Origin of the sequence: Croceitalea sp. MTPC5 (assembly GCF_036985505.1) — a bacterium.
In the GTDB taxonomy this organism is placed as follows: Bacteria; Bacteroidota; Bacteroidia; order Flavobacteriales; family Flavobacteriaceae; genus Croceitalea.
The window spans coordinates 361,766-379,370 of sequence record NZ_BTGQ01000003.1 but is presented as its reverse complement, the minus strand read 5'-3'; the positions used below and the strand labels follow the sequence as shown (position 1 = coordinate 379,370).

The 17,605-nt window shown below is 40.1% G+C and carries 7 protein-coding genes; 6 read left to right on the top strand and 1 reads right to left on the bottom strand.

Features of this window, described 5'->3' with window-relative positions; translation table 11 throughout:
• Positions 1–24 precede the first annotated feature (24 nt).
• The gene (locus AACM45_RS11665; RefSeq protein WP_339142851.1) at positions 25–1,047 is read right to left on the bottom strand and encodes a LacI family DNA-binding transcriptional regulator; all 1,023 of its coding nucleotides are present in this window, start codon (positions 1,045–1,047) and stop codon (positions 25–27) included.
• A gap of 351 nt (positions 1,048–1,398) precedes the next feature.
• Between AACM45_RS11665 and AACM45_RS11660 the strand changes: the two genes are divergently transcribed.
• The 6 genes from AACM45_RS11660 to AACM45_RS11635 all read left to right on the top strand — a co-directional run bounded on the left by AACM45_RS11660 (position 1,399) and on the right by AACM45_RS11635 (position 17,589).
• The gene (locus AACM45_RS11660; RefSeq protein ID WP_339142850.1) at positions 1,399–4,545 is read left to right on the top strand and encodes a SusC/RagA family TonB-linked outer membrane protein; all 3,147 of its coding nucleotides are present in this window, start codon (positions 1,399–1,401) and stop codon (positions 4,543–4,545) included.
• Between the two features lie 18 nt (positions 4,546–4,563).
• Positions 4,564–6,192: a RagB/SusD family nutrient uptake outer membrane protein gene (locus AACM45_RS11655; RefSeq protein WP_339142848.1), complete on the top strand. Its 1,629-nt coding sequence runs from the start codon at positions 4,564–4,566 to the stop codon at positions 6,190–6,192.
• A gap of 194 nt (positions 6,193–6,386) precedes the next feature.
• Positions 6,387–9,683 (top strand): VCBS repeat-containing protein, encoded by a 3,297-nt coding sequence (locus AACM45_RS11650; protein ID WP_339142847.1) that lies wholly within the window; start codon positions 6,387–6,389, stop codon positions 9,681–9,683.
• Complete coding sequence (locus AACM45_RS11645; protein WP_339142846.1) at positions 9,680–13,021, top strand: VCBS repeat-containing protein; 3,342 nt, start codon at positions 9,680–9,682, stop codon at positions 13,019–13,021. Before AACM45_RS11650 ends, AACM45_RS11645 begins: the two co-directional genes overlap by 4 nt.
• A complete protein-coding gene (locus tag AACM45_RS11640) occupies positions 13,014–16,250 on the top strand; it encodes a VCBS repeat-containing protein (protein WP_339142845.1) in 3,237 nt (1,078 codons plus the stop codon). Before AACM45_RS11645 ends, AACM45_RS11640 begins: the two co-directional genes overlap by 8 nt.
• A 1-nt stretch (position 16,251) precedes the next feature.
• A complete protein-coding gene (locus AACM45_RS11635; protein ID WP_339142844.1) occupies positions 16,252–17,589 on the top strand; it encodes a vanadium-dependent haloperoxidase in 1,338 nt (445 codons plus the stop codon).
• Positions 17,590–17,605: the final 16 nt, after the last annotated feature.

Sequence of the window (17,605 nt, the reverse complement as noted above, 5' to 3'; positions counted from 1 at the left end):
AAAACTTTAAAATTTTGGACAAAATTAATTAATTGTGGAGTCACGTTCAATTAGGGTTGGCTCTAAAATCTCCGTTTTGTAGCTTTCCTCCTCATTTTCACTTTCAATTTTCTCAATAAGCATCTGAGCCGAAATTTCACCCATTCTCTCACCATGTTGGGCAATTGCCGTCAAACTGGGGTTCGCGTATTTCGATAAAAGCCCATCTGTGAAGCCGATAAAACAAACATCTTCGGGTATCGTTACCCCCAATTGCTTGGCTATACGCATTGCTGAAATGGCAAATATTTCATTGACACATAGTACGGCATCAACTTTTGATTCTTGAAAAAAGCTTTTGAGCAAATCTTCGTCGGCGATGTTCATCGACGGCATTTTAAGGATGATATCCTCATTCACCGGCAGACCATTATCGGCAAGTGCCTTAAAATAACCTTCTGCCCTGGCCTTACTGACACTTAAATAATTTTTAGTGGTAATCAGGGCAATATGCCTTCTACCTTGATCGATTAGTTTTTTTGTGGCCAAATACGCCCCCATTTTATCATCAATCACAACTTTGTCACACTCCACTTGATTGGTTATGCGATCAAACAATACCAATGGTATACCTTGCTCGGTAACTTCTTTAAGGTGATTGTAATCATTCTTTTCTTGGGTACCGGAAGATAATGACATGATAAAACCATCTATACTACCGTTGGCCAACATCTCCATATTGATGACCTCTTTATCGAACGATTCATCAGATAGGCATACAATAACATTGTAACCTTTGCTATTCGCAAATTTTTCGACACCGCGTATAACCGTCGTAAAAAAATGGTGGACAATATCAGGTATGATTACCCCTATATTCTTGGTACGCTTGTTTTTTAAACTAATCGCGATGTTATTCGGTTTGTAATTATAGAGTTTGGCAAAAGCCTGTATCTTCTCCTTAGTATCCCTGCTAATTTCCTCACTGTTCTTTAAGGCCTTGGATACGGTAGAGATGGATACATCCAACTCTTTTGCGATATGTTTTAAGGTTATTTTTTGTTTCAAGACAATACGCTAAATGTTAATTTTTTGAAATTAACCATTAAAAATGAATGTGAAAATTTAGACCTATATTTTAACAAAACCGATAAATCCTATTTCGAAACGTTCGAATTGCCAAAAATAAAAACCCGTATATTTGGCGGAAGTTCGGCATATTTCATATATTTCGCACGATTTTCTTGTGAATATGGAAATTAAAAGTGGCTGGAATTATTATGATGGCACTAACTCAAAGTTATTAACACGAAACCGTTTTCGTGAATGGCAAACTCCTGTTATCATAGCGTTTTAACACTTTTTTTGTATATGTTTAACTCTTGAATTTAAATTAACTAAACTTAAAATTAATTATTTATGAAGATTAGGCTGCTTAAAGGCTTACTATTGCTTGGGGCATTTATTTGCTTCGGAGCGATTCAAGCCCAGACGGTATCAGGTACTGTTTCTGATGCCAATGGACCATTACCAGGGGCTAGTGTCTTGGTAAAAGGTACCACTAATGGTACCCAAACAGACTTTGATGGTAATTACACTTTAAATGATGTCGGTAGTGATGCTACCCTTGTATTCAGTTACATTGGTTTCAAGACATTTGAAACTGCGGTAAATGGTAGAACGTCAATTAGCGTGACCCTTGAAGAAGATGCCACGGCGTTGGATGAGGTTGTTATCATCGGATATGGTCAAACTACGGTAAAAGATGCAACTGGTTCTGTTGCCGCCGTAACCTCTGAGGACTTCAATGGTGGTGTAATCACTTCACCGGAACAATTGATTCAAGGTAAGACTGCTGGTGTTAACATCCAACAAAACAGTGGGGAGCCTGGAGCCGGAATTTCAGTGAACATAAGGGGTTCAAATTCCGTTCGGGCAAATAACAATCCACTATTCGTAGTTGATGGGATTCCGCTTTTAGGTGCCAATATCGATGCACAAGGTTCTACCTCTGCAGATGGAGGCGGTAATGATGCCGAGGTCGGTAACCCTTTAAGTTTTTTAAATCCTAATGACATCGAAAGCATCAGTATCCTTAAAGATGCATCCGCTACCGCTATTTATGGTACAAGGGGTGCCAACGGTGTTGTGATCATTACTACCAAGAGTGGTAGAGGAGGAGGAACCGGAGGAACATGGGAATTCTCTTCAAACCTTAGCGTTTCTACCCCGGTAAGACAATTTGACCTCTTGAACAGGGAAGAATATTTAGAAGCAATCCCTCAATTTGGAGGCAGTGCTGCAGCAAATGACTTTGGTGCCAATACCAACTGGCAAGATGTTGTCACTAGAACTGCTGCATCCACGAATCAAAACCTCTCTTATTCACAAAATTACGGTTCAGGAAACATTAGAACGACCTTTGGATACCAAAAGCAATTCGGTGTTGTTGAAAAATCTGAATTTGAACGTATTACAGGTCGCGTTAATTGGTCGCAACGCTTTTTAGATGATAAATTAAGATTCTCTTTTCAAGGTTCTGTTGCCCGAGTTAACAGAGATCAGCCACCAACAGGTCCACAAGCCGGATTTAGAGGGGATATTTTGGGTGCTGCCTATTCCGCAAACCCAACATGGCCAAATAGCCCAACCTTCCAAGGAGCCGGTACGCAAATCAATCCAGCAAACTATTTGGCGGAGTCACAGATTCAAACCAACACCAACAGATTCTTATTGAATGGGGCGGTTGAATATGATTTCACTCCTGAACTGACCGGTAAGATAAATGTTGGTTATGACCGTTCAAAATCTGACAACATTTCTGTACTGTCTGCTGATTTGTTAAGTTTCAATGGAGTATCTGGTCTTGGTTTTGGAACCTTCAATACTTTGGAAAACGACAACCAAACCTTGGAAGCTACATTGACCTATCAAAAAGATTTCGGAAACGTTAGTTTGAACGTTGTTGGTGGTTATGCCTATCAAGATTTTAGGACTTTCGGTAGAAGTGCCCAAGGTAGAGGATTTGGTACTTCCGATTTAGATGAAATGGGTCGAGATTTGCTAGCGACTACCAAAGATGCTCAAGCCACTATTGAAAACACTGATAATTTAGACCAATTCTTATATGACATAAATTCTACTAATCTAGATTTGTTTTTCAATGATCCCGACAATACATCAGGCACAACTCCTTTTGGATTTTCTAGGGAGGTAAACGCCTTATATGTAGATTTGTTTGATTTCACCACAGAACTGCAATCATTCTTTGGTAGGGCAAATGTCACTATTAATGACAAGTACATCTTTACGGGTACTTTTAGAGCGGATGGTTCTTCAAGATTTGGTGAAAACAACCAATATGGTTATTTCCCTTCTGGTGCTTTTGCTTGGCAAATTGCCGAGGAAGATTTTGTAGGTGAGAATGTTTCCACATTAAAACTTAGATTAAGTGCGGGTGTGACCGGTAACCAAGATGGTTTAGGACCGAACGATTCTAGATTTGTTCAGCAATTCCCAGTAAACGGAATTCAATTCAACCAAGAAATCATCCGTCCTGGCCTCATTATCACAGCTGCTCCAAACCCTGATTTACAGTGGGAGCCAACTACGGAATTTAATGTTGGGGTTGATTTTGGATTTAACAACGATCGTTTTAATGGTAGTGTTGACGTCTATAACCGAACGACAACCGATCTTTTATTACTGACTCCTGCCGCTTTTCCATCAAACTCGGCAACACGATTTGACAACACTGATGCAGAGGTTGTGAACAAAGGTGTGGAAGTTGCTTTGAATTATGACTTTATCCAAACGGAAGATGTGACCTTCTCAGCTGCCTTCAATGTAGCCTACAATGAGAACGAAGTTCAAAACTTCTCCATTCCTATTGATGCAGGCCCAATCAACGGTCCTGGTCTTTCTGGGGCATTTGCACAACGTTTTCAAGAAGGTAGGTCATTATTCTCATATTTTATGGCCGTCTTTGAAGGCTTCGATAGCACTGGAAACCCAATATATACGGACTTCGACGGTAATGGTGTTGGTGACCCTGATGCCGATAGGACTTTTGTTGGTGAAGATGCATTACCTGATTGGACTTCTGGTCTTTCTCTAAACCTAAGTATTAAAAACTGGGACTTCAGCACATATTTCCAAGGACAATTTGGCTTTTCAGTATATAACAATACGGCCAATTCCTTCTTCAATGCTGGACAGTTAGGTACTTCCCGTAACGTAACACAAGATGTACTTACCAGTGGCGAGGATCCTGGTGCTTCAACTGCGGTTTCCACTAGATTTTTAGAAAGTGGTGATTATGTTCGTTTACAAAACGCAACCATTGGTTACAATTGGCCTCTAAAGGATGATAGTGCTTTGAAAAGTTTGCGATTAACGTTAAATGGACAGAACCTATTCTTAATTACTGATTACAGTGGTATAGACCCAGAGGTATCTGTTGCAACGGGATCTTTGAACTCATCTAACTTACCAACCCGTGGTATAGATTGGTCAGCTTTCCCGAATCCTTTGACCGTTACATTTGGAATCAATGCCAGATTTTAATTAAAAAATTGTTAAATCATGAAAAGAAATCAAATCAAAATTTATTTATTATCCTTTGCCGCTCTTGTAGGGGCAAGCTCCTGTACCGATTTAGAGGTAGAATTGGATGATGCTGTAGGCGGCACAGGTGAATTTGAAGGCTTGGCAGATCCTGCTAGTGCCGTAACCCAGTTATACGGTAGTATTTCTGGCCAGTTGGGTGACCAAGCAAATGTCTATGCCATGCGCGAGGTAACCACGGATGCATTACTAATTCCGACCCGTGGTGCGGATTGGGGAGATAATGGTCGCTGGAGAAAATTGCACCAACATGAATGGGGATTACAGGAAACCGACATTCTTACCCCTTTCGAGCAGTTCAATCAGAACCAATTAGTAGCAACCCAGATTTTAGATCCTTTAAGTAGCCCGACTCCATTGGATGTTGCTGAAGCATCTTTTTTAAGGGCGTATTCAATGTGGACGATTTTAGATCTTTATGGTCAAGTACCCTTTAGGGAAGCTACGGCACCCCTAAATGATTTTCCTACGGTATTGACCGGTGCGGAAGCTGTAAATTTCATTTTAGCTGATTTAGACACTGCAATTCAAGGTCTACCTACGGTAGCAGCTGGAGCAGGAGATGATTTGGAAAGAGCCAGCAAGGCGGCAGCACGTTTTTTAAGGGCCAAAGTTCTGTTGAATCGTCATATTTATGATAACCAGTTAACCGGTGGCGGCGGAACACCAAACCCTGCTGACATGGCCGAAGTTATTTCTTTGGTAGATGCAATAACAGGTGATGGATTTGCCTTACAACAAGGCTATTTTGAAATATTTCAAAATTCTACAGATAGCGAGACCATATGGTTTACACCTGCTGCTGTAGGTAACCGAATTTTCAACACATTACATTATAATTCTACCAGCATTGGTGGAGGTGGTTGGAATGGTTTCAGTACATTGGCCGAATATTATGATTTATTTGAAGGAGACCCCAACAGTAACGCCGTGGAAACTGATTTGACACCATTAGATGGTCAAGAAGAGCGTAGAGGTGGTGTGCCAAGTGAAGGTCTACCTTTTACTGACAGGGAAGGTACCGAAGACGAAGATGGTTTTGAAGTTGGTTCAAACGTTGGTTTTGGTTTCCTTATTGGTCAACAATACAACTTAGACGGTTCTGCTGTTAACGATAGACAAGGTGCCCCGCTACAATTTTCTAGGGAATTTGTGGATGGAACCGGAGCTCCTAACCTAATTAGTAACAACGAGCAAACGGGTATTCGTGTTATCAAGTATAACCCACGTTTTGGAGGTTTCACAGGACACAGTATTCAATTCCGTTATGCAGACGCCCACTTAATGAGAGCTGAAGCAATGCTAAGAAGTGGCGGTAATGCTACTGCTATGGTCAACGAATTACGTACCATCAGGGGTGCTGCTCCTCTTGGTGACGTGAATGAGGCAGAATTGGCCGATGAAAGAGCAAGGGAATTGTTCGTTGAAGGTTGGAGAAGAAACGATATGATTCGTTTTGGACAGTACCTCAGAGGATGGGAATTTAAAAGTTCCGCGGAAACTGGAAATGCAACCAGATTGTTGTTCCCGATTCCACTGCCACAATTATTGGCAAACCCTAACTTGACCCAGAACCCTGGATACTAATCAAGTTTGAGGATAAAATAAAAACCCTGACTTTAAAAAGTCAGGGTTTTTTTATGTTTCAAAATAGCATTGTAAATATCCTACGCAACCATTGGCCTTTAACACATCTTAATGTAACATATTTGGACTATTGTAATTCTTTATACTTTTATTTAGATTACTTATATTGGCGCCCTATTTTGACGATGAGAACCATGCGACGGATTATCATACTATTTGGCTTTTTAAGCCTTTTATTTTCTTGTAGTTCCAAGTCCGAAAGAAAGTTTGTCAAAGTACCATCCACACAAACCACCATTACCTTTTCGAACACCCTTCTAGATTCGCCAGAACTCAACATCCTCAATTACCTCTATTACTATAATGGTGCCGGTGTAGTTACCGCAGACTTTAACAATGATTCTTTAGTGGATATCTATTTCGTAGGTAATCAAATACCAAATCAACTCTATTTAAACAAAGGCAAGTTTCAGTTCGTCAACGTTACGGCAGAGTCCAACTTGATGTCCTCCGATGGTTGGAATACCGGTGCTACCCAAGTAGATATCAATAATGACGGTTTGTTGGATATTTACGTCTGTCAGGCTGCGGGATATCGTAATCTAAAAGGCCAAAACAAATTATACATCAATCAAGGTATCAACGCAAACGGCATACCTACCTTTAAAGAAAGTGCAAAAGATTATGGATTGGACTTTGAAGGACTTTCAACGCAATCTGCCTTTTTTGATTTTGACCTTGATGGAGATCTCGATATGTACCTGCTCAACCACTCGGTACACCCAAATAGAAATTACGGCCGCGGAGTGTTACGCAAAAAAGTGGATTCCCTATCAGGTGACCGCATATACGAAAATGTAAACGGTTATTTCAATGATGTGAGTTCCCAAGCCGGAATCTATCAAGGTAAATCCGGTTATGGATTGGATTTATCCATCAGCGATCTAAATAACGACGGTTATCCGGATATTTATGTGGGAAACGATTTTTTTGAAAATGATTACCTCTACATCAACCAAAAAAATGGCACGTTTCGTGAAATTATCTCTGAAAATGATGAAAAACTAGGAAACACCTCCCACTTTTCAATGGGAAATGACATTGCAGACATCAATAATGATGGACAAATGGACATTGTTTCACTTGACATGTTGCCAGAAAACCTAGAAACCTATAAAACCTCAGGGTTGGAATACCCTTACCCTATATATCGCCAATACCTTAATCAAGGTTTTGCACCACAGTACATGCAAAATACATTACACCTCAACTTAGGGGATGCCAATTTTGCCCAAATTGGCAATCTTAGCGGCATCGCTGCTACAGAATGGTCGTGGGGTGCACTCATAGCGGATTTTGATAATGACGGTTACAACGACGCCTACATTTCAAATGGAATCAAGGGAGCCACCAATGATATGGATTATATGAATTTCATAGCCAATGAAAATATCCAAAGGCGTATCGACTCTGGTATGACCTCAAGTGATATGCCCTTGGTAAATGAGCTTCCAATCAAAAAAGCACCTAATTATTTTTTCAGAAACAATGGAGACCTCACTTTTTCGGATACAAGTGAAGCATGGCTTGATGGTAATCCATCCTTTAGCAATGGTTGCACCTATTCAGACCTGGACAATGATGGCGATCTAGATATCATTGTAAACAACATAAACGAACCTGCTTATATTCTTGAGAATACCTCAAATGAAAATTATTCACTTACCGTTATGCTTGAAGGCAAACAAAATAATCCCTTCGGTGTAGGTAGTAAACTGATAGCTTATCAAGACTCAAAACTACAGGTAAGGGAGCACTTTACAACGAAAGGATATCTCTCCGCCAAGGATAATAGGATTTACTTCGGTTTAGGAAAAGATAGTATTTTGGATAGCCTTAAAGTCATATGGCCGAATAGAACCTACCAAACCCTGACATCGGTTAAGGCAAATACCATATTAAAACTATCACAAAAAAATGCCATTGACGTGGAACAAGATGACAATTCAACACACTATACCCAATTTCAAAGAATTGATTCCGTATTGAACTTCGTCCATAAAGAGGCCGTCTCTTTAGATTTTGATAGACAACCTTTAATCCCCTTCGCCGCTTCCAACGAGGGTCCGGGAATAGCGATTGCCGATATCAACGATGACGGTCTCGATGATATTTTTATAAATGGGGCAAAAAGACAAGCTTCATCGCTATATATTCAAAGAGAAGGTGGGAACTTTTCTTTAAGTCAACAAGACCTTTTTAATGAAGATGCCATCAACGAAGATGTTGAAAGTCTTTTTTTTGATTCAGACAACGATGGTGATCTAGATTTGCTGGTGGTTAGTGGAGGAAATGAATTTCTAAACGGGAAACCGCTACAACCCCGATTTTATAAAAACGAGAGTGGAGTGCTATTTAGAAAAGACGGTATGTTTTCAGGAATTTCCTTAAATGCCTCTAAAGTTGTAGCCCTTGATTATGATAATGATAATGACAATGACATCATTATAACGGCAGACCAACAACCATCCAAATATGGCGTTACGCCAAAACAATTCATCTTTCAAAACAATGGAAAAGATGGGTTTTTGGATGTTACTAATCGCGTTGCCCCTGATTTTGAATATATTGGCAATGTCAAAGATATTGTGGTTGCAGATGTGGACCAAGATGGTTTGACGGATTTTATGGTCGTCGGGCATTGGATGCCAATCTCCATTTTCTTGAACAAAGGTTCCACCTTTGAGCTGCAAAACGGCCAAAGTCTTTCGAAGACCCACGGCTGGTGGAATAGCATTGCCGTAAATGATTATGACAATGATGGGGATTTGGATATTTTTTGCGGTAATTGGGGGCTGAATACAAAATTTAAAGCCAATAATGAATATCCTATTACCTTATATCTCGCAGATTTTGATCAAAATGGATCTGTAGAACCCCTGGTAACGTATTTTCATGACCAAACGGAAACACCATTTGCCTCAAAAGATGAATTGGTAAAACAAATGCCCTACCTCAACAAAAAGTTTCTGTCTTACAAAAGCTTCGCAAAGGCATCCGTACCAGAATTATTTGGTCAAAAAGAGCTTGATAACGCGCAACAAAAGAAAGTCTATCTTTTAGAGAGCAGTTACTTCGAAAATACCGGAGATGGAAAATTCGCTAAACACAACTTCCCAAGAATTGCCCAATCGTCAACTGTACGCGATATGCTATTTGATGACGTAAATTCAGATGGCTATAAAGACTTGTTAATTATTGGCAATGATTATGAAATAAGTACCCAGTTGGGTAGATTAGATGCGCTACGTGGAGTAATTTTGCAAAATGATAAAAATGGCGGGTTTTTCTGGCAGAAAAATCCATCGTTGCATATTGAAGGGGCGTCAAGAAACATACAGAAAATCAAAGTAAACAATCAAGAACGGTATGTGATTGGAAGAAACAACAAAGCTCCTTTGTTTATAGCTAAAAAGAATCAAGACAAATGAAAATGAGATTATTGATTTTAGGATTGTTCCTTATTTTTCTAAATGCCTGTAAAAAAGAGGTGATAGATAAAAAACCTGAAGTGGAAGCTACCCTATTCACCTTGCTTAAACCTACCGAGACCGGGGTGGATTTTGTCAATAAAGTGGAGAATCAGAAAAACTTCAATATTTTCAAATACCGAAATTTCTATAATGGTGGTGGAGTGGCCATAGGCGATATCAATAATGATGGCCTTTCCGACATTTACCTGACCGGTAATATGGAACCTAATAAACTCTACCTCAACAAAGGGGATTTCAAGTTTGAGGACATATCGGAAAAAGCCGGCGTATCTGGTAACAAGCCATGGTCGACAGGTGTGGTTATGGTTGATGTCAACGCCGATGGTCTATTGGATATTTATGTCAGTAACGCTGGTAATCTTGAAGGAAACAATCACGACAATGATCTATACATCAACAATGGGAATCTTACGTTTACTGAAAAGGCCAGTGAGTACAACCTTGCGAAAACAGGTTTTTCAACCCATGCTTCGTTCTTTGACTATGATAAAGATGGCGACCTTGATGCCTATATTCTAAATAACAGTAATATCCCCGTCAGTAGCCTTGGTTATGCGGAACAACGTGAGGTACGGGCCCAAGATTGGGAGGGGGTACCCCACATTTTTAGGGGCGTTGGTGATATGCTTTTACGTAATGATGATGGAAAATTTGTCGATGTAAGTGAAGATGCCGGTATCTATGGAAGCCTTATCGGTTTTGGCCTCGGGGTTTTAGTGACCGACATTAACAATGACCGATACCCAGACATTTATGTCTCCAACGACTTCTACGAGCGTGATTATTTATACATCAACCAAAAAGATGGTACTTTCACCGAAGAAATCAAAAACTACACTTCGCATCTAAGCCTCTCTGCCATGGGTATCGATATTGCCGACATCAATAACGATGGCCATAATGATATCTTTATAACCGATATGCTTCCTGAACCAGATGAAAGGGTGAAATCGGTTATGGAATTTGAGGGTTACAATGTTTTTGACCTAAAAAGGGAAAAAGATTTTTACCAACAATACATTCAAAATACCTTACAACTCAACAACGGCAACGGTACTTTTTCTGAAATCGCTTATTATAGCGGGGTTCACGCCACCGATTGGAGCTGGGCCGGACTCATGTTCGACATGGATAATGACGGACTGAAAGATATTTTCGTAACCAATGGCATCAACCATGACTTGACCGATTTAGACTTCGTCGATTTTTTCGCCAATGAGATTATCCAAAAAATGGCATTGACCGGTAGAAAAGAATCCATTGATTCGATAATCAATAAAATGCCCATAAAGCCCCAACATAATTACGCCTATAAAAACAATGGTGATATTACATTTAAAAATGCCAATGTAGAATGGGGGTTTGACCTACCCACACGTTCAAATGGCGCAGCCTATGGGGATTTAGACAATGATGGGGATCTCGACTTGATCATAAACAATGTAAATACCGAAACTTTTGTGTACCGAAACAATACCAATGAGTTTGAAGAAAACAACTACATCAAAGTACAATTTAAGGGTAAGGATAAGAATCCTTTTGGTATCGGTGCATTGGTCAAATTCTATTTTGACGACAACATCATTAACCAAGAACTCATACCTTCACGGGGGTTTCAATCTTCAATGGAATATGATATGACGGTGGGTTTAGGACAAATCAAACAACTGGATTCCATTCGAGTCATTTGGCCTGACGACGCAACCCAAAAACTGGAAAATCTAAATGCAAATCAAACCCTGACCTTAAATTGGGAGGATGCAAATGACATGTACATTGTGTCAAAACCGGGCGGCAACGAAGCGTATTTGAAAGAAGTAAACGCATCATCATTAATAGCCCATGATGAAAATAATTACAATGATTTCGATTACGAGGGCTTAATCTATAAAAAACTCTCACAAGAGGGGCCCTCATTGGCAATTGCAGATGTGAATGGTGATGGTCATGAGGATTTCTTCATTGGAGGTGCCGAGAACCAATCGGCAACATTATATACCCATAGCGGTAATGGTAGAGTGGCCCCGAAAAAGATCAAGGCCTTTGAAAAAGACAAGTCTTTTGAAGATGTTGCCGCTGCTTTCTTTGACGCAGATCAAGATGGTGATCAAGACTTAATGGTTGCTTCGGGGGGGAACAACTATAATTTACAACGTACTTACAGCCCAAGACTTTATTTGAATGATGGAAAAGGAAATTTCACGAAATCACCGAACGAACTTCCTTCTACCTTTAAAAATATGGCTACCATAGCTACCAATGATTTTGATGGTGATGGTGATGTGGATGTGTTTATTGGCTCAAGAAGTGTGGTTAGTGTTTATGGCATATCACCGGATCATTTACTATTGGAGAATCAAGGTGATGGTACCTTTACAGATGCTACGGAAAGATTGGGCTACGAACTCAAAGATGCCGGTATGGTCACACATTCCACTTGGGCCGATATTGACGGTGATGGCAAAGAAGATCTTATCATAACCGCCGAATGGGACACCCCGAAAATTTACAAAAACACAGGTCGTAGGCTGACAAAATTGAAAACAAATTTAGACAGTTTACATGGGTGGTGGAACACCGTTGAGGCAGTTGATTTAGACAATGACGGTGATAAAGACCTTATTTTAGGAAATATGGGTTTGAATTTACACTACCAACCAAGAGAGGGCCATCCTATGAAAATGTACATCAATGATTTTGATGGCAATGGCACATTAGAACAAATTGTGACACAGAATTTTGAAGGAGGAGATTATCCCATACACCAAAAAAAGGAGCTAACGGAGCAAATTGTTTCGTTAAAGAAGGAAAATCTAAAAGCCTCTGATTATGCCCGCAGAACGATACATGAGCTTTTTTCAAAAGAGGCTATGGATAACGCCATAGTAAAAGAATCACGTATTTCAAAATCAGTAATAGCAATCAATGAAGGTGGTGGCAAATTCACAATTAAAGAATTGCCTTCTAGAGTGCAGCTCTCGTGTGTATGCGATATTACTTGTTCAGACATCAATAACGATGGTAATCTAGACTTGATCATGGCAGGCAACAATTTTGAGTTCAAACCCCAGTTCTCAAGGGTTGATGCCAGTTATGGCAATGTACTTTTAGGAGACGGAAAACTAGGTTTTGAGTGGCAAGATTATAATAAGAGTGGTTTTTCCATTAAAGAAGAAGTCAAGTATCTTAAACAGTTTAAAGACAAAAAAGGAAAAACCTTTATCATAGCTGCAATAAATGATGAGAAACCCAAGATTTTTACAGTAAATGAATAGACTTCTTTTCATTCTTTTCTTCGCATTTACCATAATGGGCTGCACGGATCAAAGTCGATTGTTCCATTCCATTGATAGTTCAAAAACCGGTATTGAATTCAATAACCTTGTCACTGAATCGGATGAACTCAATATACTGGATTACCTCTATTTTTATAATGGTGGTGGGGTGGCCATAGGCGATATCAACAACGATTCACTACCCGATATTTTCTTTACCGGAAATCAAGTAAAAAACAAACTATACCTGAATAAGGGCAATCTTCAGTTTGAGGACATATCGAGCACAGCAGGAATTGAAGGGCAAAGTACTTGGAACACAGGTACCACCATGGCCGATGTAAATGGGGATGGACTTCTAGATATTTATGTTTGTGCCGTTGTGGGCATCAACGGATTTAACGGATTCAATGAACTGTACATTAACAACGGTGATAATACCTTTACCGAAAGTGCGGCGAAATATGGATTGGATTTTGACTCTTACAGTTCAAATGCAGCCTTTTTTGATTATGATTTGGATGGTGACCTAGATCTGTACCTTCTCAATCATGCCGTACATACCCAAAACTCTTACGGTAAGGCTAGCTTAAGAAATGAGAGAACCTATGAGACCGGTGACAAACTACTTCGAAATGATGATGGAAAATTCATAGATGTGAGCGAATCTGCCGGTATTTATGGCGGTATCAATAGTTATGGACTAGGACTGGCAATTTCAGACTTCAATTTAGATGGGTATCCAGATTTATATATCGGTAATGACTTTCACGAAGACGATTACTACTATTTGAACAACGGCGATGGTTCTTTCACTGAAAGTTCGAGAACCTACTTCGGGCATACCAGTCGTTTCTCGATGGGGAGTGACGTTGCTGACATCAACCATGACGGGCGTCCAGATTTAATATCCTTGGATATGCTACCTCAAGATGAGACCGTGTTAAAAGCCTCTGAAGGTGACGACAATGTTCAAATTCAAAAGCTACGTATTGAAGAGTTTGGGTACCATTATCAGTTCACGAGAAACATGCTGTACGTCAACCAGCCTGACGGTAAATATATGGAAACCGCCCTCTTAAGTGGCATTGCCGCAACTGATTGGAGTTGGAGTGCCTTATTTGCCGATTACGATCAAGATGGGGAACAAGACCTGTTTGTCGCCAACGGAATCAAAAAGAGGCCCAATGACCTTGACTTTGTGAAGTTCGTTTCCAATGAGCAAATCCAAAAAAAGATAGACAATACGAAATTAGTCGATCAAAAAGCCTTACAGTTAATGCCTTCGGGCAATACACACAATTATATTTTTAAGGGTGGACAAGATCTCATTTTTGAGGATATGTCTGGCACATGGATACAAAAAGATACCATTCTCTCAGGGGCCAGTGCTTATGGAGATTTAGATGGGGATGGGGATCTTGACCTTGTGACCAACAACATGAACCAATTTGCCTCGATCCTTGAAAATAAAACTGATGACGCCACTAATTATTTAAAGATCGTTCTTGCCTTTGAAGGCAAGAACAGCTTTGGTATCGGCACCAAAGTATATTCATATGACAAGGGCAGATTGCAATTCAAAGAACTATTCCCCACGCGGGGTTTTCAAGCCTCATCAGAACCCATAATACATTTTGGCTATGCCCAAACGACCCAAATCGATTCTTTGAAGATTGTATGGCCCGATAAGACCTATCAGATCTTGACCAACATCGATGTCAATCAAACATTGCGTATTTCACCAGATAACACACGACCCTATAGGTATTCGGGCAATAGCACGAACAAACCGCTATTTGTCTTAACAGAAGACAATCTTGGAATCGATTTTGTGCATAGGGAAGATAACTATACCGATTTTATCCGTGAAAAGTTAATGCCTTATAAAGCATCCGATAGAGGTCCTGCGGTTGCGATTGGTGACTTGAATAATGATGGAAAAGAGGATATCTTTTTCGGGGGTTCTAAATATATTCCGTCTGCGGTCTATTTACAAAAGGATTCCATTTTTGTCAAGCATAAACTTGCCACCTTGGCAAAAGATTCTATAAAAGAGGACATTTCCGCAGTAGTAGCGGATTTTAATGGTGATGCTAAAAATGATCTGTTTATCGCTTCTGGGGGAGCGGATTTTTTTGGCGATTCAAAACCATTATCAGACAGTTACTATATACAAAAAGACACCACACTAGTTGTAGCGAGTTTACCGGATTACTTTCAAAATGCGGCAATAATCAAACCTTTCGATTTCGATGAAGATGGTGATTTAGACATTTTTGTAGGCAATCATATCATAACCGGAAAATTTGGGGCAGCACCCAAAGCCTTTTTGCTGAAAAATGAAAATGGTGTTTTCACCATAGTGAAAGATTTTGGGGCCTCAGAAACAGGTATGGTGACCGATGCGATTTGGGAAGATTTTGACAGCGATGGTAATACTGACCTTATTATCATCGGGGAATGGATGTCACCTAAATTCTTTAAAAATGACAAGGGGGCTTTCAAAGAAGCCCAAAAATTGGATTTAAACGGCCTATGGCAGACTATTCAACCCTTTGACATTGATGGTGATGGCGATACCGATTATCTTTTGGGCAATTGGGGTACAAACTCAAAATTCAAGGCCTCAAAAGAAAGACCGATGAAATTGTTATTTGGGGATTTTGATGCCAACGGACAAACGGAAACCATTACTACCATTGAAAAAAATGGAAAATACTACCCCATATCCGGATTGGATGATTTAAGTTCCCAAATGATTTTTTTACGAAAAAAATTCAATTCGTATCGCGCTTTTGCGGGTAAGTCCATTGATGAAATACTCGATCCTGAAAAAGTGTCAAACGCCGAAACCTTGACCGTTACTACCTTATCATCTGGGTATCTTAAAAATGACGCTGGAAAATTAAGTTTTATCCCTTTTTCCAATGAGCTACAGGTCGCTCCTATTATAGAATTTTTAGAACATGATTTTGATGGTGACGATTCCGCCGAAATCCTAGTTGGCGGAAATTATTTTGGTGTTAAGCCGTACCAAGGTCGTTTTGACTCTTTTCCCGGTGCGATAATAAAAACTGAAAATGACGTAATTTTGGGCAATATTTTAGGTTTGGATTTCACCGGTAAATCCATTCGCCATTTAAATATAATATCCCTCAAGGGCCAAGAATATCTTTTGGTCACGTTCAACAATGATAAGGCCCAAGTATATAAAATAAATGATTAAGATGAACCGAATAAAAGTAATAACCGTTCTATTTTTTATAGGTATACTTTTTAATGCCTGCAAAAAAGAAGTGAAGCCAATTATCGTGACCCCAAATGATTTTCATGCAGCTGTGGATAAGGTGACCGAGGTGATGATCCACGATATTTTTTCACCACCAGTGGCAAGTAGAATTTACGCATACCCCAACATTGCCGCATATGAGATCATGGCGAAAAACAATAATGACTACAGCTCATTATCAGGGCAGCTGCATGGCCTTTCCGAAATTCCAGAACCAAAGAACGACCAGCAAATAAACTATGACCTGGCTGCATTGATAGCCCATATGGATCTGAGTAAAAGACTTATATTTTCTGAGGATCGCATCGAGCGTTATAGGGATAGTCTATACGGCACGTGGAGAGACAGAAATGAAAGCGAATTCAATAGCGCAAAGGAATATGGCCTCTTAGTGGCCCAGCACATCTCAGAATGGATGGACAAAGACAACTACAAACAAACAAGGACAATGCCTAAGTTCTCCGTAGATTCTGAAGATCCCTCTAGATGGCAACCTACCCCACCCGCTTATATGAGTGGTATAGAACCCCATTGGAATAAAATCAGGCCCTTCGTAATCGATTCCGCCAGCCAATTCAAACCCACACCCCCACCCGCGTTCTCTGTTGAAAAAGATTCAGACTTTTACAAAGAACTTAAAGAAGTCTACGACATTAGTAACGAAATAACCGCAAAAGGTGATACTTCAGAAGAAGTCGCCATTGCCCAATTTTGGGACTGTAACCCCTATGTATCGGTCACTAGGGGGCATTTGATGTTCGCCACCAAAAAAATAACGCCTGGGGCCCATTGGATCGGGATAACCAAAATAGCATCAAGAAAAAACAATGCTGATGTGATGGAGACCGTTCATGCCTACACTAAAACTTCCATCGCGATTGCCGATGCATTTATCAGTTGCTGGGATGAAAAATACCGTAGTAACCTCATACGACCAGAAACCTTGATCAACCAACATATCGACGACAGTTGGGAACCGGTTCTACAGACCCCCCCATTTCCAGAATATACCAGTGGCCATAGTGTAGTCTCAGGTGCCGCCGCTACCGCCCTGACCAGTATTTTTGGTGATGATTTTCATTTTAACGATGATACCGAAGTAGCCTATGGACTACCTGTCAGGTCTTTCGAATCATTTAACAAGGCAGCCGATGAGGCCGCTATCAGCCGAATGTACGGCGGTATACACTACAGGGCTGCCGTAGAGATTGGCGTCAAACAAGGCCGTGACCTGGGTAGGTTCATTGTCGATAATCTAGAAACAAAAAAAGAGTAGTCGTAAACACGAACTC

Bases quoted from the DNA above. Each gene is read 5' to 3' on its own strand.
- AACM45_RS11660 (WP_339142850.1), top strand. From the start codon at position 1,399: ATGAAGATTAGGCTGCTTAAAGGCTTACTATTGCTTGGGGCATTTATT.
- AACM45_RS11655 (WP_339142848.1), top strand. From the start codon at position 4,564: ATGAAAAGAAATCAAATCAAAATTTATTTATTATCCTTTGCCGCTCTT.
- AACM45_RS11650 (WP_339142847.1), top strand. From the start codon at position 6,387: ATGCGACGGATTATCATACTATTTGGCTTTTTAAGCCTTTTATTTTCT.
- AACM45_RS11645 (WP_339142846.1), top strand. From the start codon at position 9,680: ATGAAAATGAGATTATTGATTTTAGGATTGTTCCTTATTTTTCTAAAT.
- AACM45_RS11640 (WP_339142845.1), top strand. From the start codon at position 13,014: ATGAATAGACTTCTTTTCATTCTTTTCTTCGCATTTACCATAATGGGC.
- AACM45_RS11635 (WP_339142844.1), top strand. From the start codon at position 16,252: ATGAACCGAATAAAAGTAATAACCGTTCTATTTTTTATAGGTATACTT.